Raw genomic sequence first — 17771 nt, forward strand, 5'->3', positions numbered from 1 at the left:
CACCGGCGTTGCTGCTGCATCTGTGTCGAAATAATTCATAATATTTTTATGCTCATCTTGGGAGTGTGGTATCATGGACCGAAGACAGTACCTGAGCGGGCTGGTTGCAGCGGGCGGACTGGCGGTTACGGGCGTCTCCACGACGGCCGCACAGTCGAGTGCGATCGCGTCTTGGGAAGATCCCCAGGGCGACGACGCCGGACCCGGGAACTACACGTACCCGACGAGCAGCGAGATTCCCGAAGGCGAACTCGACTTGGCGTCGTTCACCATCGGCACCGACGGCGACCGATACACGTTCGACTTCTCGTTCCACAGCGAACTCACGAACAACTGGGACGGCGCGAACGGGTTCTCTCACCAAGTGCTCCAAGTGTACTTCAAGAACCCAGACGGCAGCGGCGGTTCGACCGAGATGCGGAAGGGCATCAACGCGACGCTCGAGTCCAACTACCACCACCGCTTGATGGTGACGCCGTTCCCGAGCGAGGTTCCTGCCGTCGTCGAGGATGCAAGCGGCAACGTCGTCAGCGAGGACGTGTCCATCTCGACGACCGACGCCAGTACGATCCGGGTGTCGATTCCCCAGTCCGTGATCGGCTATCTCGAGAGTGCTAGCCTCGTCCCGATCGTCGCCGGCTGGGACGGCTACGGCACCGGCGGTATCCGCGCGCTCAAGGAGAGCGCTGGCGAGTGGTCGTTCGGCGGCGCCAAAAACGACAACGCGCCCGTAATTATCGACCTCGTCACGCCCGAAGGCACCAGCCAGAGCGACGCGCTGTCGTACTCCAGCGACGCCAAAGCGTCCGTCCCGTACCTCTCGATCGGCGGGAGTTCCGACGGGGGTAGCTCCGATGGCGGCTCGGATGACGGCAGCTCCGACGGCGGCAGTTCGGACGACGGCGGTTCTGACGACGGTAGCTCCGATGATGGCAGTGGCTCGGATGACGGAGGATCCAGTGACGACGGCAGTTCCGACGACGGCGGTTCGGATGACGGCAGCTCCGACGACAGCGGCTCCGAAAGCAGCTCGGACAACGACGGGAGCTCCGACGACGGGAGTTCCGATAGCGGCCTCCCCGGCTTCGGTCTCGGCGTCGGTCTCGTCGGTGCGGCCGGCGGTGCGCTCGCGGCGCGGCGTCGCGGTGAGGACGAAGACGACGCCTAGCTGAACTTTCTACTCTTCTCGGGAGCCATTTTCGCAATGGCTCTGCCGCCTTTTTTCGACCGTAGCACGCGCCGTCGCCGGTTTTCGGACTAGGTCAGACTGTACTGTCCTCCATCGTTGTGTATCGCATATTGCTATACAGAATCCCGGTCCCCGGTCGCTGAGACTGATTGCCCCACCGCGTGTTACGGCAAGTTCCTTAGGGTTGTTTAGCGCTACACTGCACCGCCCTCTCGATCTCGGTACAGTTATATGAACGATTGCTCAATCAATCATCTATGGGATCGCAAACGGACCGACTCGAACGGCTCATCTCCGAGGAAAGCGGCGACTGCTGCGAAGCCGACTTAGAGCAACGGCTCGATTCGTTACGCTCGTATCAATCGGAGGCACACACCGACCCCGACGCCGACCTCACCGCACTCAAGACATTGGGGAACGATACACGATACAATATCGTCCGATTGCTGAAGGCCGCAGATCGGGAGCTGTGCGTCTGCGAGATCAACCCGATCGTCGATGTCAGTGACAGTGCGATCAGTCACGCCCTTTCGGACCTCTACGACGCCGGGCTCGTCACGCGACGAAAAGACGGTACTTGGCGATACTACGAGACGACCGGCCGGGCCGAAGCGCTTCTGACTGCTCTCGACGAGACGCGAGAGGGTGATCGATGACTGAAACACCGGTTCGTGTCGCGTTCATATGCGTCCAGAACGCCGGGCGATCACAGATGTCGACCGCATTCGCCGAACGCGAGCGGGGGCGTCGCGGTCTCGATGACGCCATCGAAATTCTCACCGGCGGCACCCATCCTGCTGAGCACGTGCACGAAGCCGTCGTCGAGGTGATGCGTGAGGAGGGGTTCGATCTCTCTGATCGGACGCCGCGACGGATTTCCACCGACGAACTCGAGTCGTGTGACTACGTCGCTACGATGGGCTGTTCGACACTCGAACTCGATGCGGACGACTCCGAGGTCGATATCCGAGATTGGGCGCTGGACGATCCCGACGGGAAAGAACCCGCCCGGGTTCGAGAAATCGGCGATGAGATCCGAGATCGTGTGAGTGCGCTTTTCGACGACATCGAACAAGCGGTGACCACGAGTGATTAAAACGAGCGACTCCTCGACGGAGTCTGTTCTCCTTGCTGCTCGAAAACCGAGGGTCGCCGATGAGTAACGTCGACGCCCACGACCACGGCCCCGACTGTGGCTGCGAGAGTTGTGGTGACCCGCGGTCGATGGACTTCCTCGACAAGTATCTCACTGTCTGGATCCTCGGTGCGATGGCTGTCGGTGTGGGACTCGGGTTCGTTGCTCCGTCGGTAACCCAACCGATTCAGGACTTCCATCTCGTCGAAATCGGCCTCGTCGCAATGATGTATCCTCCGCTGGCGAAAGCTGATTACTCACAGCTTCGCGCGGTGTTCAGCAACTGGCGTGTCCTCGGAGTGAGCCTCATTCAGAACTGGTTGATCGGCCCGACGCTCATGTTCGGGCTCGCTGTGATCTTCTTCAGCGGGCTCGTGCCCGGACTGCCTGCCCGCCCTGAGTTTTTCCTTGGTCTCGTGTTCATCGGGATGGCCCGGTGTGTCGCGATGGTCCTCGTCTGGAACGAACTCGCGGAAGGATCGACCGAGTACGTCACCGGCTTGGTCGCGTTCAACAGTCTCTTTCAGATCATCACCTACGGGGTGTACGTCTGGTTCTTCGGGCTATTCCTCCCGCCGCTGCTCGGTATGGAGACGCTCGTCGCCGGCATCGAGACATTCGACGTGACGCCGATGCAGGTGTTCCAAGCGATCGTTATCTTCCTTGGGATCCCCTTTGCCGGCGGGTTCCTGACCCGGTACGTCGGCACGCGAGCCAAGAGCGAGGAATGGTATGACGAGAAGTTGGTCCCAAAGATCGACCCACTCACGCTCGTCGCGTTACTGTTTACGGTCGTCGTGATGTTCGCCACGCAAGGCGAGAATATCGTCGCCTCGCCCGGTGACGTGCTCCTGATCGCCGTTCCGCTGACGATCTACTTCGTCGTGATGTTCCTCGTGAGCTTCGGGATGGGCAAAGGTATCGGCGCGGACTACTCGACGACGACGGCCATCGGCTTCACCGCCGCCTCGAACAACTTCGAACTCGCAATCGCGGTCGCTGTTGCGGTGTTCGGCGTCGGTTCCGGCGTCGCGTTCACAACCGTCGTCGGCCCGCTTATCGAAGTACCGGTGCTTCTTGCGCTGGTCAATGTCGCCCTGTACTTCCAGCGCGAGTTCGACTGGACTGGTGCTACAACCGGGAAGCTCGGCACCGCGCCCGCCAACACGCCCGCTGAAGACGACTGACGATAGGACTTCCCGAAGTCATCATCTCTCGAATTCTCGACCACCTTCGCCTTGAGTTCGTCTGCGTCGAAAACGCAGGTCAGAGTCTTATTTGTCCGAACTACACATCACAGCCCCGCTGCACTCGTTGTAGTCCCAACCCTACTTGGCACAGTTTTATATCGCGCTATGTGATTTATTACTTGTCTGCACCCGTTTGTCCCGACAGATGCAGTTCCTGACTGGACGCCGTTGTCACGATCGCTATTCGGCTGACTTTTGTGTGTCTCTCCCGTTCGGCCGACCATGACCGAGTTCGACGCCGAGCAGTTCGAGGACAAGTACGCGAACTACTTCCCCGAACTCCAGCGCGCCTACAAGAACGCGTTCGAGACGATGAACGACGAGTACGACTCCCAGTTGATTCACGGCATCGACCAGCAGGTGCTCAACGAGAGCGAGCCGTTCTACGAAGGGGACGGCCAGTTTCGGATCGAACTCCCCGAGGACCCCTACGACCGGCTGACCGCGGTTCTGGTCGACCGCGAGAAGTTCGAGGCGACGATGGATCGGTACGTCGACGAGATCGAGGCCGAACTCCAGCGCGTCTTCGAGTTCGAGGACTGACGTCCCGCCGACCGTCGGTAGCCTAGCACTGTTCCAGCAAGCGACAGCCGAGATGCAGCTAGAATCACCGACGTTTCTCCGAATGCGTTCGCCGAGGGCGAGCTTTCGCAGCAATCCGGCTGTAGATCGATGTCCGCACCGAATCGCCGAGTGCCCAGCGAGTGGTGACTCCTGCGACCGGGGCAGTGGCCGAGTCGCGGTCTACAGATAAACAAGGCGAGTGCCTCGGGGCTTGACCCCGAAGGGTGAAGCCGACACTTAGACGTGTTCTGTTCGTTCGATATACCGTTCAATCGTTTCGCTTGATACCTGTCCTGCCGTTCCGATGTAGTACGATTGCTCCCAGAATCCACCACCCCACAGATATTCTTCTCAGTACGATTCGTGCTGGCCCCACATCTCTCGCGCCGTAATGCTCTTGACAGTCCGTGCAATCTCGCTTGGCGCGTGTTTCGGGTGGGCAGAAAGGAACAGATGTACGTGGTCGGGGGAGATGTGCAACGACAGTATCTCGTAGCCGTACTTGTCGCACACGTCGCGGAAACTCGCTTCCAACGAGTTCTCGATTGGTTCGAGGATGCCGTGTCGGTACTTGGGACACCACACGAAGTGGTAGTTGACGTTGTACACCGTGTGGTTCGACCGCTTCTCGCCCATATCGTACCCACTCCACCAGCACAGTTAAGTATATCCAAAGGATATACTCAGATATGGCGAATCGCTTTGAAATCGACGGCGAGGAAGTTCTCGACGGTGAAGTCAAACCGTTCGGGAACAGTGCCCACGTCACCGTCCCCAAACGCTGGCGTGGAGCCGACGTGAAAGTCGTCCGAACCACAGAACCCACCGAACAAGACGAAGAATGACCGACGCACAGGCTCTCGTCAAGACGCTGGACTTCCAACTCAATATCCAGAGTGACAACGAGAGCCTGTTGTACGACGCCACGCTCGAAGCCCGCCGAGTGTACAACGAAACCATCCGTCTCGCCAAAGAAGGCGTGGACTGGAACGCGATTCCTGACCGCGTGGCCGACGACGCCCACCTCGTGAAGAACACGACTCAGCGCATCGTTGCGAAGGCTCTCGGCGCGATGGAGAACTACTACGAGTACGACGACTTCGGACTGCCGAGCCACACCAAAGACGGCGCGTACCCGCTCCGAGCGAACTACAAGGAGGGGTACAATCTGTCGCTCACCGACGATGGCGACGTGGCGTTCCGAATCAGCGCGAAACCGTACAACCACGTCAAGGGCGTCCTCGAAGGGAGTGACGTTCACCTCGATATTCTCAAGAGCGCACTCGAAAGCGACGGGTGGAAGATTGGGACGGCAGAAGCCTTGTTCCACAACGACAACGCCGAGTTGCACGTCAACGTCACCAACACCGAGCAGACCGTTCGAGGCAAGCTGGACTCACGAACGGTCGTCGGCGTGGACGTGAACGAGGACAACGTGGCTCTCACTGCACTCTCTGAGGATGGTGTCGAGGACACATTAGTTATTGGCTTCCCTGAAATCAAGTTCGAGCGCCACCGCTACTTCACGATGCGGAAGCGCGTCCAGAACGCGGGGAAAGACAGTACCCACGACACGCTCGAAGGGCACAAAGAACGGTTTGTCCGTGACAGACTCCACAAGGTATCTCGGCACATCGTGGAGTGGAGCCAGCAGTTCGAGAAGCCGTGCATCGTCTTTGAAGACCTCAAAGAGATGCGCGACAGTATCGACTACGGCACTCGGATGAACCGACGCTTGCATCACCTCCCGTTCCGCGCCCTTCAGTTCTGTACGTCGTACAAAGCATCGTTCGAGGGCATTCCGACAGGATGGATTAATCCTGAGTACACGAGTCAGCGGTGTCCGATATGTGGGCATACGGAACGGGCGAATCGGAACAAGAAGCGGTTCAAGTGCAAGGACTGTTCCCATCAAGGCCACAGCGACCGTGGTGCAAGCGTCAACATCGCCGTGAAAAGCATCAAGAAGCATCAGAAGTGGAATGTGCCCGCTCTCAACAGCCTTCCTCAAGTTCAGAAGGTGCGACGGCGGGCATCGGGGGCCGTGGACGCCCCGACCGTGACCCACCCGACCGCCCGAGGCTATCAGGCCGATGGTCGGATGGGAGTGTCCGACTAAACCACGGGAAGTCTCGGGGCTTGACCCCGAGGCGGTTCACAGCTTGTTCGTCGCCCGAACTGTCGCCGTCCACGGGGCTTCGACGGATGCCGTGCCATGCATACTTTTTAGCATTTCGTGCATAATCCGACGTATGAACACGGATACCGCCTGTCTCGGCTGTGGCGAGCCCTTCGACTGGGACGACGGCACGTGCCCCGACTGTGGCTGGTGCTGCGACGAGTGGGCGGATCGTGGTCGCCACGGATTAGAGAAAGAAGGCCACGGCGAACCGCCCGAAGACGGAACGACAGGCGCTATCGGTGGCGGACTACGCGGTCTTGGGCCTCTCCAGTAGATTCGTTCCTCGGTCGCCGTAGAAAGGATGCCGCCGCCGCGCTTATTCCGGCCCGTCCGCACCGTGACGAGCACGGTTGAGCGCGTCGCACACTGCTCCCTGCCCGTCCATGTTCACGTCGGCGAGCCGTGAGCGCTTCTGGACCACGTCGAGCCGGTCGGCAGCGATCGGGTCGCCCTCCGGCGTCAGGAACAGCGTGTCGTCGACAGCCGTCACGTGGCCGCTATCGCGGGCACGTCGCAAGTAGGCCGCAATCGGCTCCCGATCGGTGACGACCGATAACCCGCCGAGATCGACGTGGGCCTCTTCGCCTGTCAATGCCACATCACACCGCTCGAGTGCAACGATCTGCTCGACGGTGAGTCCCGCCTCCAACAACGTCTTGATCGCATCACGCTGGCGTGCCATCCGGGCTTTGTCGGCGATCGCTGTTCGGACCGCTTCGACGCCGCCGTCAGCATCCGGAAACGTCTCGTCGAACGTGTCGCGGTCGTTCACGCCCGTGGTGATCTCTTCGCCGTGCATGTGGTCGCATAGTTCGATGTGGCTCTCCCCGACCCATTCGAGGGCCTCGACCTCGTCGCGGGCGTCCGCTGCCATCATCCACGCGAACGCCGGCGAGCACCACGCGGTCGGTAGTGTGAACCGGACGTGGACCCGATCGTCGTCGATCCCGATCGAGTCGATGTAATCGAGTTCGACGATCGACCGTGCCAACTCCGGGTCCTCGACGCGGTCGAGTCGGCGTCTCACCGCCGAGACTCGCGCCGAACCGTCAGCCGGATCGCTGACGCCGTTGGCGGTCGAACCGGCCGCCAAATCGCTGGTGTCGTCGGTTCGTCCACCGGACATCAATCGGCTGCCCCCGCGCTGCCAGCGTAGTGGTCGGCCAGATCGAATCGTTCGGTCATCGCATCGTCACGGAACTGTCGTTTCTTCTCTTCGATATCGATGTCGTAGAGCCGTGCGGCGTTCTCGCCCATGACCTTCTTCATCACGTCGGCGTCGAGTTCGACGCCGTACTCGTCTTTCTGCTCGTCGGTGAGTTCGGCGTTCATCACTGTCTCGACGAGCCAGTCGGGATTCCACAGCGCGTAGTCGGAGCCGAACAGGATGCGATCTTCCCCGAGCCAGTACAGCAGTTCGCCCATGATCTCACCGAACTTCCGCGGGCGATTCGTCGACATCGCTGAGGCGACCGCGAGTCCGCCGTAGACGTTGGGCTCCTGTGCGGCGATCCAGCAAAAGTCATCGAGACGCGGCAATCCGACGTGATTGACGATGAAGTTGAGCTCGGGGAACGACGACGCCGCATCGTCGACGTCTTTGACGTCGAATGCGTCGCGGTTCAGCGGCCGGATGGTCGGCCCTTTGTGCGCGTTGATGTTCTCGATCCCGAGCTCCGCGCACTTTTCTAAGAACTCGAAGGCCTCGTCGCTGTCGAGACGCCATCCCTTGGAGTCGCCGCGCCACTCTGCGGTGTATAGCTTCACGCCCGGAATATCGTACTCCTCGCTGAGGTGTTCGAGGTACTCCAGTCCCTCGTCACCGTCACGTGGATCGAAACTCCCGTTGAGCACGAACCGCTCGGGATATTTCTCGGCCAGCTCCGCGTTCTGCTCGGTCGTGTTGAACCCCTCGTCGTAGAACTCGGAGAGATACGTCGGCTGGAAGATCGCCATATCGGCCGCGGCGTTCCCGAAGAGATCTCGGGTCATCCGGTCGGCGCCGTAATGGCGGTACTCCTCCATCTCCCATTGCTCCTCCTCCGGTGTGAATCCAGTGTGATAGTCGTGGAAGCACTGGATGAACTGCTCTCCCCCTTCGTGAATGATGTTCTCCGTCCGGGCGTCCCACAGATGGACGTGCCCATCGATGACGAAGATCTCCTCCCCGTTCATCTCGTACATACATGTTACCATACCGAAGATCCACACATAATCATTAAGCGTTATTAATTTATGATTTTTATCTTTCACTAGTGTGAGCGAAAACCCCGCTGCCGCGTATGCGACTCAGCCGTTTCCCATGCTGCCCACCGGGAGAACGCAGGACCAGTCGTAGCGACGAACCACGAGGTGAGGCGACGTAGAGCCGGATGAGCGCGTATATTCTGCATTGTCTCTAAGCGTGGCCCTCGTGACTCTCGATGGCTTGCTCGCACTACCAACACCGGAGACCAAAGGCCTAAGACCGGTCGCCACCAACCTCCGGGCATGAGCACGGACACGTCCGACGACGGCGACGACCTCGAAGATCGCGTCGCGAACTTCCTGCGCCGGAACTTCCCCCAGATCCAGATGCACGGCGGCAACGCGGCGATTCAGGATCTCGACCGCGAGACCGGCGAAGTCTCGATCCAGCTGGGCGGCGCTTGCAGCGGCTGTGGCATCTCCCCGATGACGATTCAGGCTATCAAGAGCCGCATGGTCAAGGAGATCCCCGAGATCGAGCAGGTCCACGCCAACACCGGCGAGTCCGGTGGAATGGGCGGTGGCGGCGGCATGAGTCCGTCGTTCCCCGGTGAATCTTCCGAGGACGACGCCGACTCCGACGAAGGCCCGCAGGCCCCGTTCTGATCGGCGCCGCGTCGGCGTTTTCTCCCCTCTCTCTTCGATGCCAGTGGCGCAGCACCTGCTTGATTATTGGTAACTCTCCTCTCGGAGCCCTTGGCTTCGCTCCCACCCTCGCACCAGCCCCGCGAGCGTCTCGTTGGTCGGCACGTCCAGTCCGTGATCGGCCGCGCGGTCGACGACAGCCCCGCTGACGGCGTCGACCTCGGTACGGCGTCCCGTCTCGATGTCCTGTCGCATCGACGATCGGTTCTCGGCGGTCGTTTCGATCACTGTTTCGAGCGCTTCGAGCGCGGCGTCGTCCGACAACTCCACGCCCTCGGCACGGGCGGTTCGCGCCGTTTCCCGAGCAGCGCTCCGAGCGACGCCGCCGATCGGGCCGCCGTCGAGCGCACCGTTTCGAACGCGAGCGAGTGCGGTGACGGGGTTGATGCCGGCGTTGACGGCCAACTTTTCCCAGAGCCGTCGGGGCATATCTCCGGCTACGCGCGTCCGGATGCCGGCGTCATCGAACGCTTCGGCGACGTGGTCGGCCAGCGTCGACGCGCCGCCTTCTGTCGGTCCGAGCACGATCTCACCGACGCCGGTACACTCCACGTGTCCCGGATCGACCAACCGTGCCCCGTAGGTCGCTGTCCCCGCGAGCACCGGACAGTCGAGATGGGCTGCAAGGCGTTCTTCGTTGCCCAGTCCGTTCTGCAGTGATAGCACGGCGTCGAACGATCCCGTTTCGAGCGTTCTGGCCGCCTGCTCGGTGTCATAGGATTTGACCGTTACCACGGCGACATCGGCGTCGAGCCCCCGTCCGTCGGTCGTGGCGTCCGGGTTGACGCTGTCCGCCACGCGGTTCGACAGCACCAGCCCTGACTCGGCGACTGTCCGGACGTGCGGATCGCGCCCGACTAGCGTCACTTCGTGTTCGCGCGCGAGAAGCCCGCCGAGCAGGCTACCCAGACTTCCCGCCCCGAAGACGACGATCTCCATGCCCGTCAACTGGCGTCCGGCGGCAAAATGGCTGCGCTAATCCTCGGTCCAGTAGTAGATGTCCTCTTTCGGGGCGTCGCAGTTCGGACACTGCTCCGGGAACGTGTCGTCGAGTTTGCCCATCTCGCCACAGACCGTACAGCGCCACATCAACTCCGCCTCGCCGAAGCTCTGGCCCGATCTGGCGTGTTCGACCGACAGCGCCTCGTACCCCTCCCGCATCGTGACGTAGAAGCCGTCCTCGTCGAATCCACGGATGGTGCCGAGGCGTTCGCCCTCCTCGTCGTACACTGCTCTCCCAAGGGTCGGTCGCTTGTTCCGGTCGGCGTCGCCCGGCCGCTCGTTGGAGTCGACCATACGCGTGGCTACCACGAACTCCGGTATAAACGTCGGTTCAGTCTTCGGTCCAGTAGTAGATGTCCTCTTTCGGGGCACCACAGGACGGACAGCCATCCGGAATTTCGGCGATCCGGCCGACTTCGCCGCACTGCCAGCAGCGCCACATCAAGTCTCGCTCGCCGGCGAGCCCCCCGGACCGCAACTGCTCGCTCTCCTCGGCGACGGCGTCGTCGGCCAAGGTGACGTAGAATCCGTCCTCGTCGAACCCTCGGACGGTGCCGAGTTTCGTCCCGTCGTCGTTGTAGATCGGCACCCCCAGACTCACGTCGGCGTGCTCGCTCCGTGCCATGTGTTGCTCTCTAGCAGGCGGCGATATAAATTCGATTGCGGGTTTGTTTCGCCGCAGATCGACGCCGCAGGCGCGTTTTTCGGACGATCTGGGCGCTCGATTCACAACCGGACGCAGCTTGCAACTACTTGGGATACACTACTATATGCTATATCAATTCCCGTCGGTCGTTCCTCGTGGCAGGAGGACCACCTTCAAATCCGATGGCGCCGTAGCGCCGTGCGTGCCAGACAGCTTCGACGAGGACGAGTTCGACCCGCTCGACACCGACGAACAGAGCTCGTCGAGCCCCGACTCGGCTTCGCCTCATCGGGATCCGGACGCCGAAATCGACGACACGCCCACAATCGCCTGTACGCGGTGCGGGCGGGAGTGGGATCTGGGCTACGAACTCGACGATCTCGGCATCGGCAATCAGGCGATCGAGCAGTTCGCGCTGGATCACAAGCGCCACACCGGCCATTACCCCGACGGCGTCGCGCCGTGGCTCGCGGACTGCCGGCACTGCCCCGAGGGGGTCGAACGACTCTCCGAGGAGGCGGCCCGGCGCTGGGCCCAGACCCACGCCCGCCATACGCGCCACGCGGTCGACATCGGCCGGGCCAACGACGACGAATCGTCGATCGTCGACGCCCCCGACGAGTAAGCGTACAGACCACTCAGACGGCCTGATACTCCGGATCAGGACCGAAAGATTGGCAATGCCGTTCGTTGGACACTCGCCTATGGTCCGCGACGTGATCGCCATTCCAGCGGCGGCAGCGCGGGAACTGGACCGAGAGGTCGAAGGCGGTCTAAGCGACCGGGACGACCTGTTCGCACACCGCACTCAGGAGGAGGTCGAGCGCCTACGCGAGCGCGCCGAGACCTCGCCCGGGCCGGTGCGCCTGCTCGTCGACCTCGATCCCGCCGAAAAGCGCGCGATCCGCGAGGCACTCGGTTACGACGAAAAACGCCACGAGTGGCTCCAACGCGCGGTGAGTCGGACGTTCAGCGGGTCGCGCGTGAATCGGCTCCCACCGCTCGATCAGATGGTCGAGCGCGCGATCAGAGAGTGCGCGCGAGTCTGAGGCGGGCTGACGGCGGGGACGCTACGGCGTCCCGTTTCCTACATGAAGTCCGCGATACCGGTCTGCTTGTTCTTGTCGTTCTCGAAGATGCTCTCCAAGGACTTTTCGAGCACTTCGAGGCGCTGTTTCGTGTAATCCCGGGCGCCGAACTCCTCGGCGACGCGGATCGCGGTCTCCATGTACTTGTTGACCGATCCTTGGTGGACGGTGAGGTTCACCCGACCGCCACACTCCCGGCACTCGCCGGTCAGGGGCATCCGGCGGTACTTCTCGCCGCAGTCGAGACAGCGCGTCTCCTGCCGCGAAAAGGCCCGAAGGTTCCCGATCAGGTCCGGCAGGAAGTGGTACTCGATGACGCGCTCGGCCACGTCGGTCTCGTCGACCGCCCGGAGCTTCCGGGAGATTTCGAGCTGGGCGTCCATCTTGTCCATCATCGACCCGAGCGTCTTGTACGCCGAGAGGTCCGGCCCCAGCGCGATATTGCTGGTGTCGTGGGTGTGCCGGAAGCCGGTGTACTCCAGATCCGTCCCGAGGGTGTCCTCGGCGATCTCGACGTCGACCTCGCCCGGATCCGCGAGTTCCCGAGTCGCCTCGTAGAACTCCAAGGGATATCGGTCGACGACGTCCATGTTGTGGGCCTCGTCGTCGATCTCGGAGGGGTCGATCCGCGAGGACATCACCAGCGGGGCGTCCATGCGGCCGCCGCGCTGGTCGGGGAGGTAGGATTTGCTGAAGTTCAGCAGGCCGTCAAGCAGGAGCATCACGCAATCCTCGTCGCCGTCGCACTGACCTGTCAGGATTCCATTAGAACAGACCGTGTTGGTATCCTCGACTGTGAGGCAGTAGACGTAGTCCACATCTGAACCGACGATCTCGACGCTTTCGATCGTATCCCAGTCCGTGACCGCTGGTGGGTGATCGTTCTTGTCCTTGACGGGACTGAACAGGAAGTCGTCGATTGACCCGTCCTCTGGTGGCGAAGGGACGGGCACGTCGTCGCCGACGGATAGTTCTTGAGCCGAAACTTTCTCTGCTTTCCAGTAGTTCTGGTGGAGTTCCTCTGACGCGTCCTGGTCGTACCGGAGCATCGTATGGTCCGGCGTGACTCGAAGTCGTCGACCGCCTCTGGTCCGGATGTCGAGAAGGTGATCCGGTGCAGGATGTTTCGAGACTGTGTCGACGCGCTTTGGCTGACAGACGCCGCTGTACGACAGCGTCCAGACGTCTTCGTCGAGTTCTTGGTACTGTGTGCCGAAATCGTCCGTTTCCGGGTCATCGAGCCGATTCTCGACAAACGTTCGTATCGTCGCCGTTCGGGGTTGTTCTTCGGCCGGTAGTTCGTCTTCTGCGAGCTGATCTCTCTCGTAAATCGATCGCCTCCCACCTTCCCGGTATCTGATCTCGGTCTCCGGATGGAAGCAGTTCCGCCGTTTCGAAGCGTGGAAGAACGGATGCGCGTAGCCGACGGCTGCACTCGTAAACCCGACCACTCGCCCCACGACCGCCGCGCTCGTGTGGGGTGCCATCCCGAACACCAATTTCCCCACCAGATCGTCGCGTTCCTCGACCTCGTAGTACCGGTCGAGCCCGTAGTACTGATCGAGGAGGTCGTCGACGAAGTCGGCGGTCTGGAGCATGTGCTCGGCGGCGCCGTCCGAGAGGACGATGTCTTGGACTTTCAGCTCGACGAGCTGATCGTCGTGCTGGAGCGGGTCGCCGTGGATGTCCTCCTCGTAGCCCAGTTGGCGGAACTGGTCGGCCGTCACGTCGAGTTCGGACGGCCGGACCGACGTGACGGGGAGGTCGGTCATGTCGTAGCGGACGGTGCCGTCCTTGAACGCCGACACGTCGTGTTTCGCCCGGAGAATGCCCTTCTCGATCGGTTCGGGCGTCTTGGTCGCCGAGGTGAGCCCCTTGACGCCTTTGAGCATCTCGAAGGCGTTCTCGCGTTCGCCGACGCTCCCGAGCGCGTCGCGGTACTCCTCGTTGATGTCGATCACGCGCTGTTCGACGCAGGTGCCCTCGACCTCGCAGCGCTCGCAGTAGACTCGACCGGACTCGTCGGGTTCGAGGCGCGTCTCGCAGTCGGGACACTGGTAGTGCGGTTCGGTCTGGCTGTCACACTCCGGGCAGGCCGCCTTGAACGTCTCGGCGCCGCAGCTCGTACACTCGCGGCGGGCGACTTCCACCTCGATCATGCCGGGGGTGTCTTCCATCGTGTCGGCGTGCTTGCCCGCGGCGGCGACGTCGCGCTGGCTGCCGCCGGCCTCGCCGATCGGGAACAGCGTGTGGACGGCCGGGCTCAACTCTCGCTCCTCGGATTTCTCGGGCCGACCCATCCGGTTGCCGACGCGGGTCGGCGCCCGCTCGCGGACCTCGAAGGGGGCGACCTCGCGGATCGCCTCCATCGCGTTGGGCCACGCGCGGGCGTCCTCCGAGAGGTCGTCCCACGTTCGTTCGAGCGTCGGCGAATCGGCCGATACCGTTCCGCCGTCGGCCTTTGCGACTTCTCCGTCGATCGCCGGGTCGGCTGCCGCCTCGATCTCGAAGCCGAGCGTCAGCGCGAGCGGGCGCCACACCGGGATTCGGAGGTGGTCGTCGGTCTGGGTGTGTCCGACCAGCAGCGCCTCGATCGCCTCGCGGACGGTCTCGTCGCGGTCGAGCACGAGGTGGTCGTCGGTGTCGGCGTCGGCGGTGGCGTGGTCGATCGACTCGGTTTCGACCGCACCGGCGGCGACGGCGTCGGCCAGCGCAGCGAACTGCTCGGCGTCGATGTCGTGCCAGAGGTAGGTGTAGTCGGGATGGAGCGGGGCGTCGTACTCGCGGGCCCACTCGATCGCTTCGCTGGGGTCGGGGTTCGAGAGATCGACGCGCACCGAGTCCTCCATCGCCTGCACGTCGGCGTCGGTCTCGGCGAACTCTTGGACCCACCACTCGACGGTGTAGGAGGCCGGCGCGAGCGGGTGGTTGTTCTCGACGAACTCGCCGTAGTTGACGAGGTACTCGCCCAGATCGAGGATCTTCTCGACGCCGTTGCGCAGTTCCAGCGCGGTTTCGGGATCGTCGATCCGACGGACTTCGCCGTTGGCGAGTCGGACCGTCGGCCCCTCGATGGTGTCGACCGGGACGACGCCAGCGGCCTTGCCGGGCATCTCGGTCTTGATCTGCGTTCCCGTCGCGAGGAAGTCGTCGACCAGATGCATCGTCGCGGGGTGGACCCCCGCCGTCGCAAAGCCGTGGTTGCGCGAGCGCCCGTAGCGAAGCCGGAACCCGCCGCTCTCGCTGGGATGGGAAAAGACGGGGCGGCCGGCGATCAGGTCGCGGAGGAACTTCTTGCTCGGGTCGACTCGCGGTGGGCCCGCGGGTTCGGCGTCCTCCTCGTCAGCGTCCGCACCGGCGTCGTCGGCGTCCTCCGGGGCGGCCTCGCCGTCGTCGGCACTCGCCTCCTCCTCGGCGTCTGCATCGTCGGCATCCTCGCCGTCGTCTTTCCCGATGGTGCCCTCCATCAGGTCGGTGAGCCACGGCCACTCGACCTCGTCTAGCTGGGAGGTGTAGCGCTTGATCTTCGGCGCCTTGAGCGCGATCCCCTCCGCGAGCACGAGACACATTCCGCCGCGGGCGCTGTTGGTGTCGATCCGCTCTAAGTCACGGAAGCCAGAGACCTCCTCGTCGCCGGTGGCCTCCCCGTCGAGCATGATGGGGCAGTTCTTCGTGATGAACTTCGTCTCCTTGTCCTTCGGCGAGTACTGGAGGCCCGTCTCCTTGTCGTAGAGGCCCACCTCCTCGGCGTAGCGCTCGATCTCGTCGTCGCGGGCTTTGAACTCGTCGACGCCGAGCAGCGACCGGGCGTAGTCGGCGACGAGGACGGAGAGCGCCTGCGCGGTCCCGCCCGCAGAGCGGATCGGCCCGGCGTAGTAGACGGCGACGAACTCGGTGCCGTCGTCGTTCTCGTTGATCTCGACGCGGTCGATCCCCTCGATCGGCGCCGCGACGACGCCCTCGGTCAGCAGCGCGACCGCCGTCCGAACCGCGCCCTCGACTTTCCCCTCGCGGCTCTCGTAGTCGCCGACCTCGCCGTCGACGAAGTCGGTCACGAGTTCGAGCGCGGCCTCCTCGCGGCTCATCTCGCCTTCGAGGTCGCGGACGCGCTCGGCGACGCCGTCGATCCCGAGGATGTTCTCGACCCGATCGGCCATGTCGCGCGCGGTCGGAATCTCGACTTCCGGCTCGGGGTCGCCGCCGCGGCGCTTTGCCTCGCGGGCCACCTCGAAGGCGTCTTCGAGGGGATTTTCGAGTCGCTCGAAGTACCGCTCGTCTGCCTCGCGCATCTATAACCAGAGGTCCAGTTCGGTGGTCTCGTCGTACTCCCGGTCCAGTTCGTCCTCGAACGCGCGCAGGTACACTTCGCCGGCCCACACGGTCCCGGAGTCGAGATGGCCCGCGAGCGCCTGCCCGCTCGGCCGCGAGAGCACGGCGTGGGTGTGGGCGAACCGTTCTCCGTCGAGATAGGCGACGTTCCCGACGCAGCTGGCGACCTCCAGCGGTTCGTCGAAGGTCATCGACTGGTACTCGCAACTGTCCTGATCGTAGAACCAGAGTTCGGCGTCCTGCACGGCCCCCATCGCGGCGAACCACGCCGCGTCGGCGTCGACCTCGGCGGCGAGTGCCTCGATCTCGGCGCGCCAATCTGCGCCGGTGTCGAGGCGAGCGAGATACTCGCCCGTGGTCGTGACCTCCCGATAGTTCATATGCTCTCTGGTGAGGCCGGCGGACAATAAAACGTGAGCCTTCCGTCCCGGACGCCGCGACAGATCCTCCATGGCCGCGAGCTACACCCGATCGAACGCCCGGTACTGCTTGCGGTAGCGAACGCGGTCGGGCAGGGCCCACAGCGGCATCGACCGGAACAGGCGGCCGACGGCGTCGAACCGCCGCTGTCTGGACGGGCCCCACTCGAAGCCGAACAGCTCCCGCGCCGACGCGGGCAGCCACGCGGCGCCGAGAAACTCCGCGACCGGGCGCGCGCGGCCGAACTGGTCGAGAAAGCCCGCCGTCACGGCCCGTCCGGTCTCGCCCAGCACGAGGTCGTCGTCGATGGTCGACGCGTATCGCTCCTCGAACGCCCCGAGCGTGTCGGGAAGTGCTGCTTCCGGAAGCCCCATCAGGCGCTGGAAGATCGTGTGCTCGCGGTAGTACCGACGCTTTTCGGCGCGCGACAGCGGCTCGACCAGCGTCTCGTAGGCCCGCGTCGAGAGGTCGAACAGCGTCGCCGCGACCCACCAGAGCAACTCCGGATCGTTGGCGTAGTACGTCCCGTCGTCGACGCCGCTGTCGTCGACCCGCCCGGCGACGCCCTCGTGGAGTCGACGGACGATCACCGCGCCGGTTATCGCCGATTCCACGTCGCCGAAAAACAGCGTATCGACGATGTCGAACGTGTGCGTGAGGCGGGTCCGGTAGTCGCTCTGGAGCGTGCTGTGGTCCCGGAGGCCGGCGGCGACGCTGGGGTGGGCGATCTGGAGCAAGATCGGCGTCACGCCGGCGACGTACAGCACGTTCTCGCGGTTGATTCGCCAGGCCAGCGAGTCCGGCCCGAAGAATCCCTCGCCGGGATCGTCGACCTCCGACGCCGCGAGCGCGGCGATGTCCTCGGGAATCTCCTCGGCGCGCACGGCGTCGCCGAGATGCGAGAGCGGGCCGTCGGCGTCGGCCGCTCCAGCCAGTGCGCCCTCGTCGGGGAGTACGTCGATGTCGGTGGTATCAGCGGTCGAGAGTACGTCGTCGCGGCGGTCGATATCGCTCATCGTCCTCGCCCCCGCGGTGTCGACAGCGGCTGCGATCGGGATCGGCGTCTGTTCGCCG

General features: G+C 63.2%; 19 protein-coding genes and 1 pseudogene. 11 read left to right on the forward strand and 9 right to left on the reverse strand.

Features of this window, described 5'->3' with window-relative positions; genetic code table 11:
- Positions 1 to 73 precede the first annotated feature (73 nt).
- The 5 genes from CRO01_RS11360 to CRO01_RS11380 all read left to right on the forward strand — a co-directional run bounded on the left by CRO01_RS11360 (position 74) and on the right by CRO01_RS11380 (position 4117).
- Positions 74 to 1168 carry a glucodextranase DOMON-like domain-containing protein gene (locus tag CRO01_RS11360; RefSeq protein ID WP_097009276.1) on the forward strand — a complete coding sequence of 365 codons (1095 nt, stop codon included), beginning with the start codon at positions 74 to 76 and terminating at the stop codon, positions 1166 to 1168.
- A gap of 278 nt (positions 1169 to 1446) precedes the next feature.
- On the forward strand, positions 1447 to 1845 hold the full coding sequence (locus CRO01_RS11365; RefSeq protein ID WP_097009277.1) for an ArsR/SmtB family transcription factor: 399 nt from the start codon (positions 1447 to 1449) through the stop codon (positions 1843 to 1845).
- The gene (locus CRO01_RS11370; RefSeq protein ID WP_097009278.1) at positions 1842 to 2285 is read left to right on the forward strand and encodes a low molecular weight phosphatase family protein; all 444 of its coding nucleotides are present in this window, start codon (positions 1842 to 1844) and stop codon (positions 2283 to 2285) included. The genes CRO01_RS11365 and CRO01_RS11370 overlap by 4 nt, the downstream gene beginning before the upstream one ends.
- Positions 2286 to 2344: 59 nt before the next feature.
- Positions 2345 to 3511 carry an ACR3 family arsenite efflux transporter gene (arsB, locus tag CRO01_RS11375; protein WP_097009279.1) on the forward strand — a complete coding sequence of 389 codons (1167 nt, stop codon included), beginning with the start codon at positions 2345 to 2347 and terminating at the stop codon, positions 3509 to 3511.
- A gap of 285 nt (positions 3512 to 3796) precedes the next feature.
- On the forward strand, positions 3797 to 4117 hold the full coding sequence (locus CRO01_RS11380) for a DUF5783 family protein (protein WP_097009280.1): 321 nt from the start codon (positions 3797 to 3799) through the stop codon (positions 4115 to 4117).
- A 258-nt stretch (positions 4118 to 4375) separates the two neighbouring features.
- On the opposite strand, the pseudogene tnpA reads toward CRO01_RS11380, so the two are convergent.
- Positions 4376 to 4774: pseudogene (gene tnpA / locus CRO01_RS11385) on the reverse strand (IS200/IS605 family transposase).
- 53 nt (positions 4775 to 4827) lie between these two features.
- Here tnpA and CRO01_RS11390 point away from each other — a divergent pair.
- The 3 genes from CRO01_RS11390 to CRO01_RS11400 all read left to right on the forward strand — a co-directional run bounded on the left by CRO01_RS11390 (position 4828) and on the right by CRO01_RS11400 (position 6594).
- Complete coding sequence (locus CRO01_RS11390) at positions 4828 to 4983, forward strand: DUF2080 family transposase-associated protein (protein WP_097009281.1); 156 nt, start codon at positions 4828 to 4830, stop codon at positions 4981 to 4983.
- Positions 4980 to 6257, forward strand: a complete 1278-nt coding sequence (locus CRO01_RS11395; protein WP_097009282.1) for an RNA-guided endonuclease TnpB family protein — start codon at positions 4980 to 4982, stop codon at positions 6255 to 6257. Before CRO01_RS11390 ends, CRO01_RS11395 begins: the two co-directional genes overlap by 4 nt.
- 133 nt (positions 6258 to 6390) lie before the next feature.
- A complete protein-coding gene (locus tag CRO01_RS11400; protein WP_097009283.1) occupies positions 6391 to 6594 on the forward strand; it encodes a hypothetical protein in 204 nt (67 codons plus the stop codon).
- 42 nt (positions 6595 to 6636) lie between these two features.
- Here the strand turns inward: CRO01_RS11400 and CRO01_RS11405 are convergent, their stop codons facing one another.
- Complete coding sequence (locus CRO01_RS11405) at positions 6637 to 7446, reverse strand: iron-sulfur cluster assembly protein (RefSeq protein ID WP_097009284.1); 810 nt, start codon at positions 7444 to 7446, stop codon at positions 6637 to 6639.
- Positions 7446 to 8504 carry an amidohydrolase family protein gene (locus tag CRO01_RS11410; RefSeq protein WP_097009285.1) on the reverse strand — a complete coding sequence of 353 codons (1059 nt, stop codon included), beginning with the start codon at positions 8502 to 8504 and terminating at the stop codon, positions 7446 to 7448. The genes CRO01_RS11405 and CRO01_RS11410 overlap by 1 nt, the downstream gene beginning before the upstream one ends.
- Positions 8505 to 8810: 306 nt before the next feature.
- Between CRO01_RS11410 and CRO01_RS11415 the strand changes: the two genes are divergently transcribed.
- Entirely contained in the window at positions 8811 to 9173 is a 363-nt protein-coding gene (locus CRO01_RS11415; RefSeq protein ID WP_097009286.1) for a NifU family protein, read from the forward strand.
- A 63-nt stretch (positions 9174 to 9236) separates the two neighbouring features.
- On the opposite strand, the gene CRO01_RS11420 is transcribed toward CRO01_RS11415, so the two are convergent.
- From CRO01_RS11420 to CRO01_RS11430, 3 genes are read right to left on the reverse strand one after another with little or no spacing between them, the layout of a single operon-like run.
- Positions 9237 to 10151, reverse strand: a complete 915-nt coding sequence (locus tag CRO01_RS11420; RefSeq protein WP_097009287.1) for a ketopantoate reductase family protein — start codon at positions 10149 to 10151, stop codon at positions 9237 to 9239.
- Between the two features lie 36 nt (positions 10152 to 10187).
- Positions 10188 to 10508 carry a DUF7130 family rubredoxin-like protein gene (locus CRO01_RS11425; RefSeq protein ID WP_097009288.1) on the reverse strand — a complete coding sequence of 107 codons (321 nt, stop codon included), beginning with the start codon at positions 10506 to 10508 and terminating at the stop codon, positions 10188 to 10190.
- A gap of 37 nt (positions 10509 to 10545) precedes the next feature.
- Complete coding sequence (locus CRO01_RS11430; RefSeq protein WP_097009289.1) at positions 10546 to 10839, reverse strand: DUF7130 family rubredoxin-like protein; 294 nt, start codon at positions 10837 to 10839, stop codon at positions 10546 to 10548.
- A 223-nt stretch (positions 10840 to 11062) separates the two neighbouring features.
- Here CRO01_RS11430 and CRO01_RS11435 point away from each other — a divergent pair, with 223 nt between their 5' ends.
- On the forward strand, positions 11063 to 11485 hold the full coding sequence (locus CRO01_RS11435; protein ID WP_375097340.1) for a hypothetical protein: 423 nt from the start codon (positions 11063 to 11065) through the stop codon (positions 11483 to 11485).
- A 79-nt stretch (positions 11486 to 11564) separates the two neighbouring features.
- Positions 11565 to 11909: a hypothetical protein gene (locus CRO01_RS11440; protein WP_097009290.1), complete on the forward strand. Its 345-nt coding sequence runs from the start codon at positions 11565 to 11567 to the stop codon at positions 11907 to 11909.
- A 38-nt stretch (positions 11910 to 11947) separates the two neighbouring features.
- Here CRO01_RS11440 and CRO01_RS11445 read toward each other — a convergent pair whose 3' ends face one another.
- The 3 genes from CRO01_RS11445 to CRO01_RS11455 all read right to left on the reverse strand — a co-directional run bounded on the left by CRO01_RS11445 (position 11948) and on the right by CRO01_RS11455 (position 17713).
- On the reverse strand, positions 11948 to 16237 hold the full coding sequence (locus tag CRO01_RS11445) for a DNA-directed DNA polymerase II large subunit (RefSeq protein WP_097009291.1): 4290 nt from the start codon (positions 16235 to 16237) through the stop codon (positions 11948 to 11950).
- Positions 16238 to 16657: a PPC domain-containing DNA-binding protein gene (locus CRO01_RS11450; protein ID WP_097009292.1), complete on the reverse strand. Its 420-nt coding sequence runs from the start codon at positions 16655 to 16657 to the stop codon at positions 16238 to 16240.
- 81 nt (positions 16658 to 16738) lie between these two features.
- The gene (locus CRO01_RS11455; RefSeq protein ID WP_097009293.1) at positions 16739 to 17713 is read right to left on the reverse strand and encodes an oxygenase MpaB family protein; all 975 of its coding nucleotides are present in this window, start codon (positions 17711 to 17713) and stop codon (positions 16739 to 16741) included.
- Positions 17714 to 17771 lie beyond the last annotated feature (58 nt).

It is taken from the genome of Natronoarchaeum philippinense (genome assembly GCF_900215575.1).
Taxonomy (GTDB): domain Archaea; phylum Halobacteriota; class Halobacteria; order Halobacteriales; family Natronoarchaeaceae; genus Natronoarchaeum; species Natronoarchaeum philippinense.

Coding starts and splice junctions, on each gene's coding strand:
- CRO01_RS11365 (WP_097009277.1), top strand. CDS start 1,447: ATGGGATCGCAAACGGACCGACTCGAACGGCTCATCTCCGAGGAAAGC.
- CRO01_RS11380 (WP_097009280.1), top strand. CDS start 3,797: ATGACCGAGTTCGACGCCGAGCAGTTCGAGGACAAGTACGCGAACTAC.
- CRO01_RS11450 (WP_097009292.1), bottom strand. CDS start 16,657: ATGAACTATCGGGAGGTCACGACCACGGGCGAGTATCTCGCTCGCCTC.
- CRO01_RS11415 (WP_097009286.1), top strand. CDS start 8,811: ATGAGCACGGACACGTCCGACGACGGCGACGACCTCGAAGATCGCGTC.
- CRO01_RS11400 (WP_097009283.1), top strand. CDS start 6,391: ATGAACACGGATACCGCCTGTCTCGGCTGTGGCGAGCCCTTCGACTGG.
- CRO01_RS11420 (WP_097009287.1), bottom strand. CDS start 10,151: ATGGAGATCGTCGTCTTCGGGGCGGGAAGTCTGGGTAGCCTGCTCGGC.
- CRO01_RS11430 (WP_097009289.1), bottom strand. CDS start 10,839: ATGGCACGGAGCGAGCACGCCGACGTGAGTCTGGGGGTGCCGATCTAC.
- CRO01_RS11395 (WP_097009282.1), top strand. CDS start 4,980: ATGACCGACGCACAGGCTCTCGTCAAGACGCTGGACTTCCAACTCAAT.
- CRO01_RS11455 (WP_097009293.1), bottom strand. CDS start 17,713: ATGAGCGATATCGACCGCCGCGACGACGTACTCTCGACCGCTGATACC.
- arsB (WP_097009279.1), top strand. CDS start 2,345: ATGAGTAACGTCGACGCCCACGACCACGGCCCCGACTGTGGCTGCGAG.
- CRO01_RS11445 (WP_097009291.1), bottom strand. CDS start 16,237: ATGCGCGAGGCAGACGAGCGGTACTTCGAGCGACTCGAAAATCCCCTC.
- CRO01_RS11405 (WP_097009284.1), bottom strand. CDS start 7,446: ATGTCCGGTGGACGAACCGACGACACCAGCGATTTGGCGGCCGGTTCG.
- CRO01_RS11410 (WP_097009285.1), bottom strand. CDS start 8,504: ATGTACGAGATGAACGGGGAGGAGATCTTCGTCATCGATGGGCACGTC.
- CRO01_RS11360 (WP_097009276.1), top strand. CDS start 74: ATGGACCGAAGACAGTACCTGAGCGGGCTGGTTGCAGCGGGCGGACTG.
- CRO01_RS11425 (WP_097009288.1), bottom strand. CDS start 10,508: ATGGTCGACTCCAACGAGCGGCCGGGCGACGCCGACCGGAACAAGCGA.
- CRO01_RS11370 (WP_097009278.1), top strand. CDS start 1,842: ATGACTGAAACACCGGTTCGTGTCGCGTTCATATGCGTCCAGAACGCC.
- CRO01_RS11390 (WP_097009281.1), top strand. CDS start 4,828: ATGGCGAATCGCTTTGAAATCGACGGCGAGGAAGTTCTCGACGGTGAA.
- CRO01_RS11440 (WP_097009290.1), top strand. CDS start 11,565: ATGGTCCGCGACGTGATCGCCATTCCAGCGGCGGCAGCGCGGGAACTG.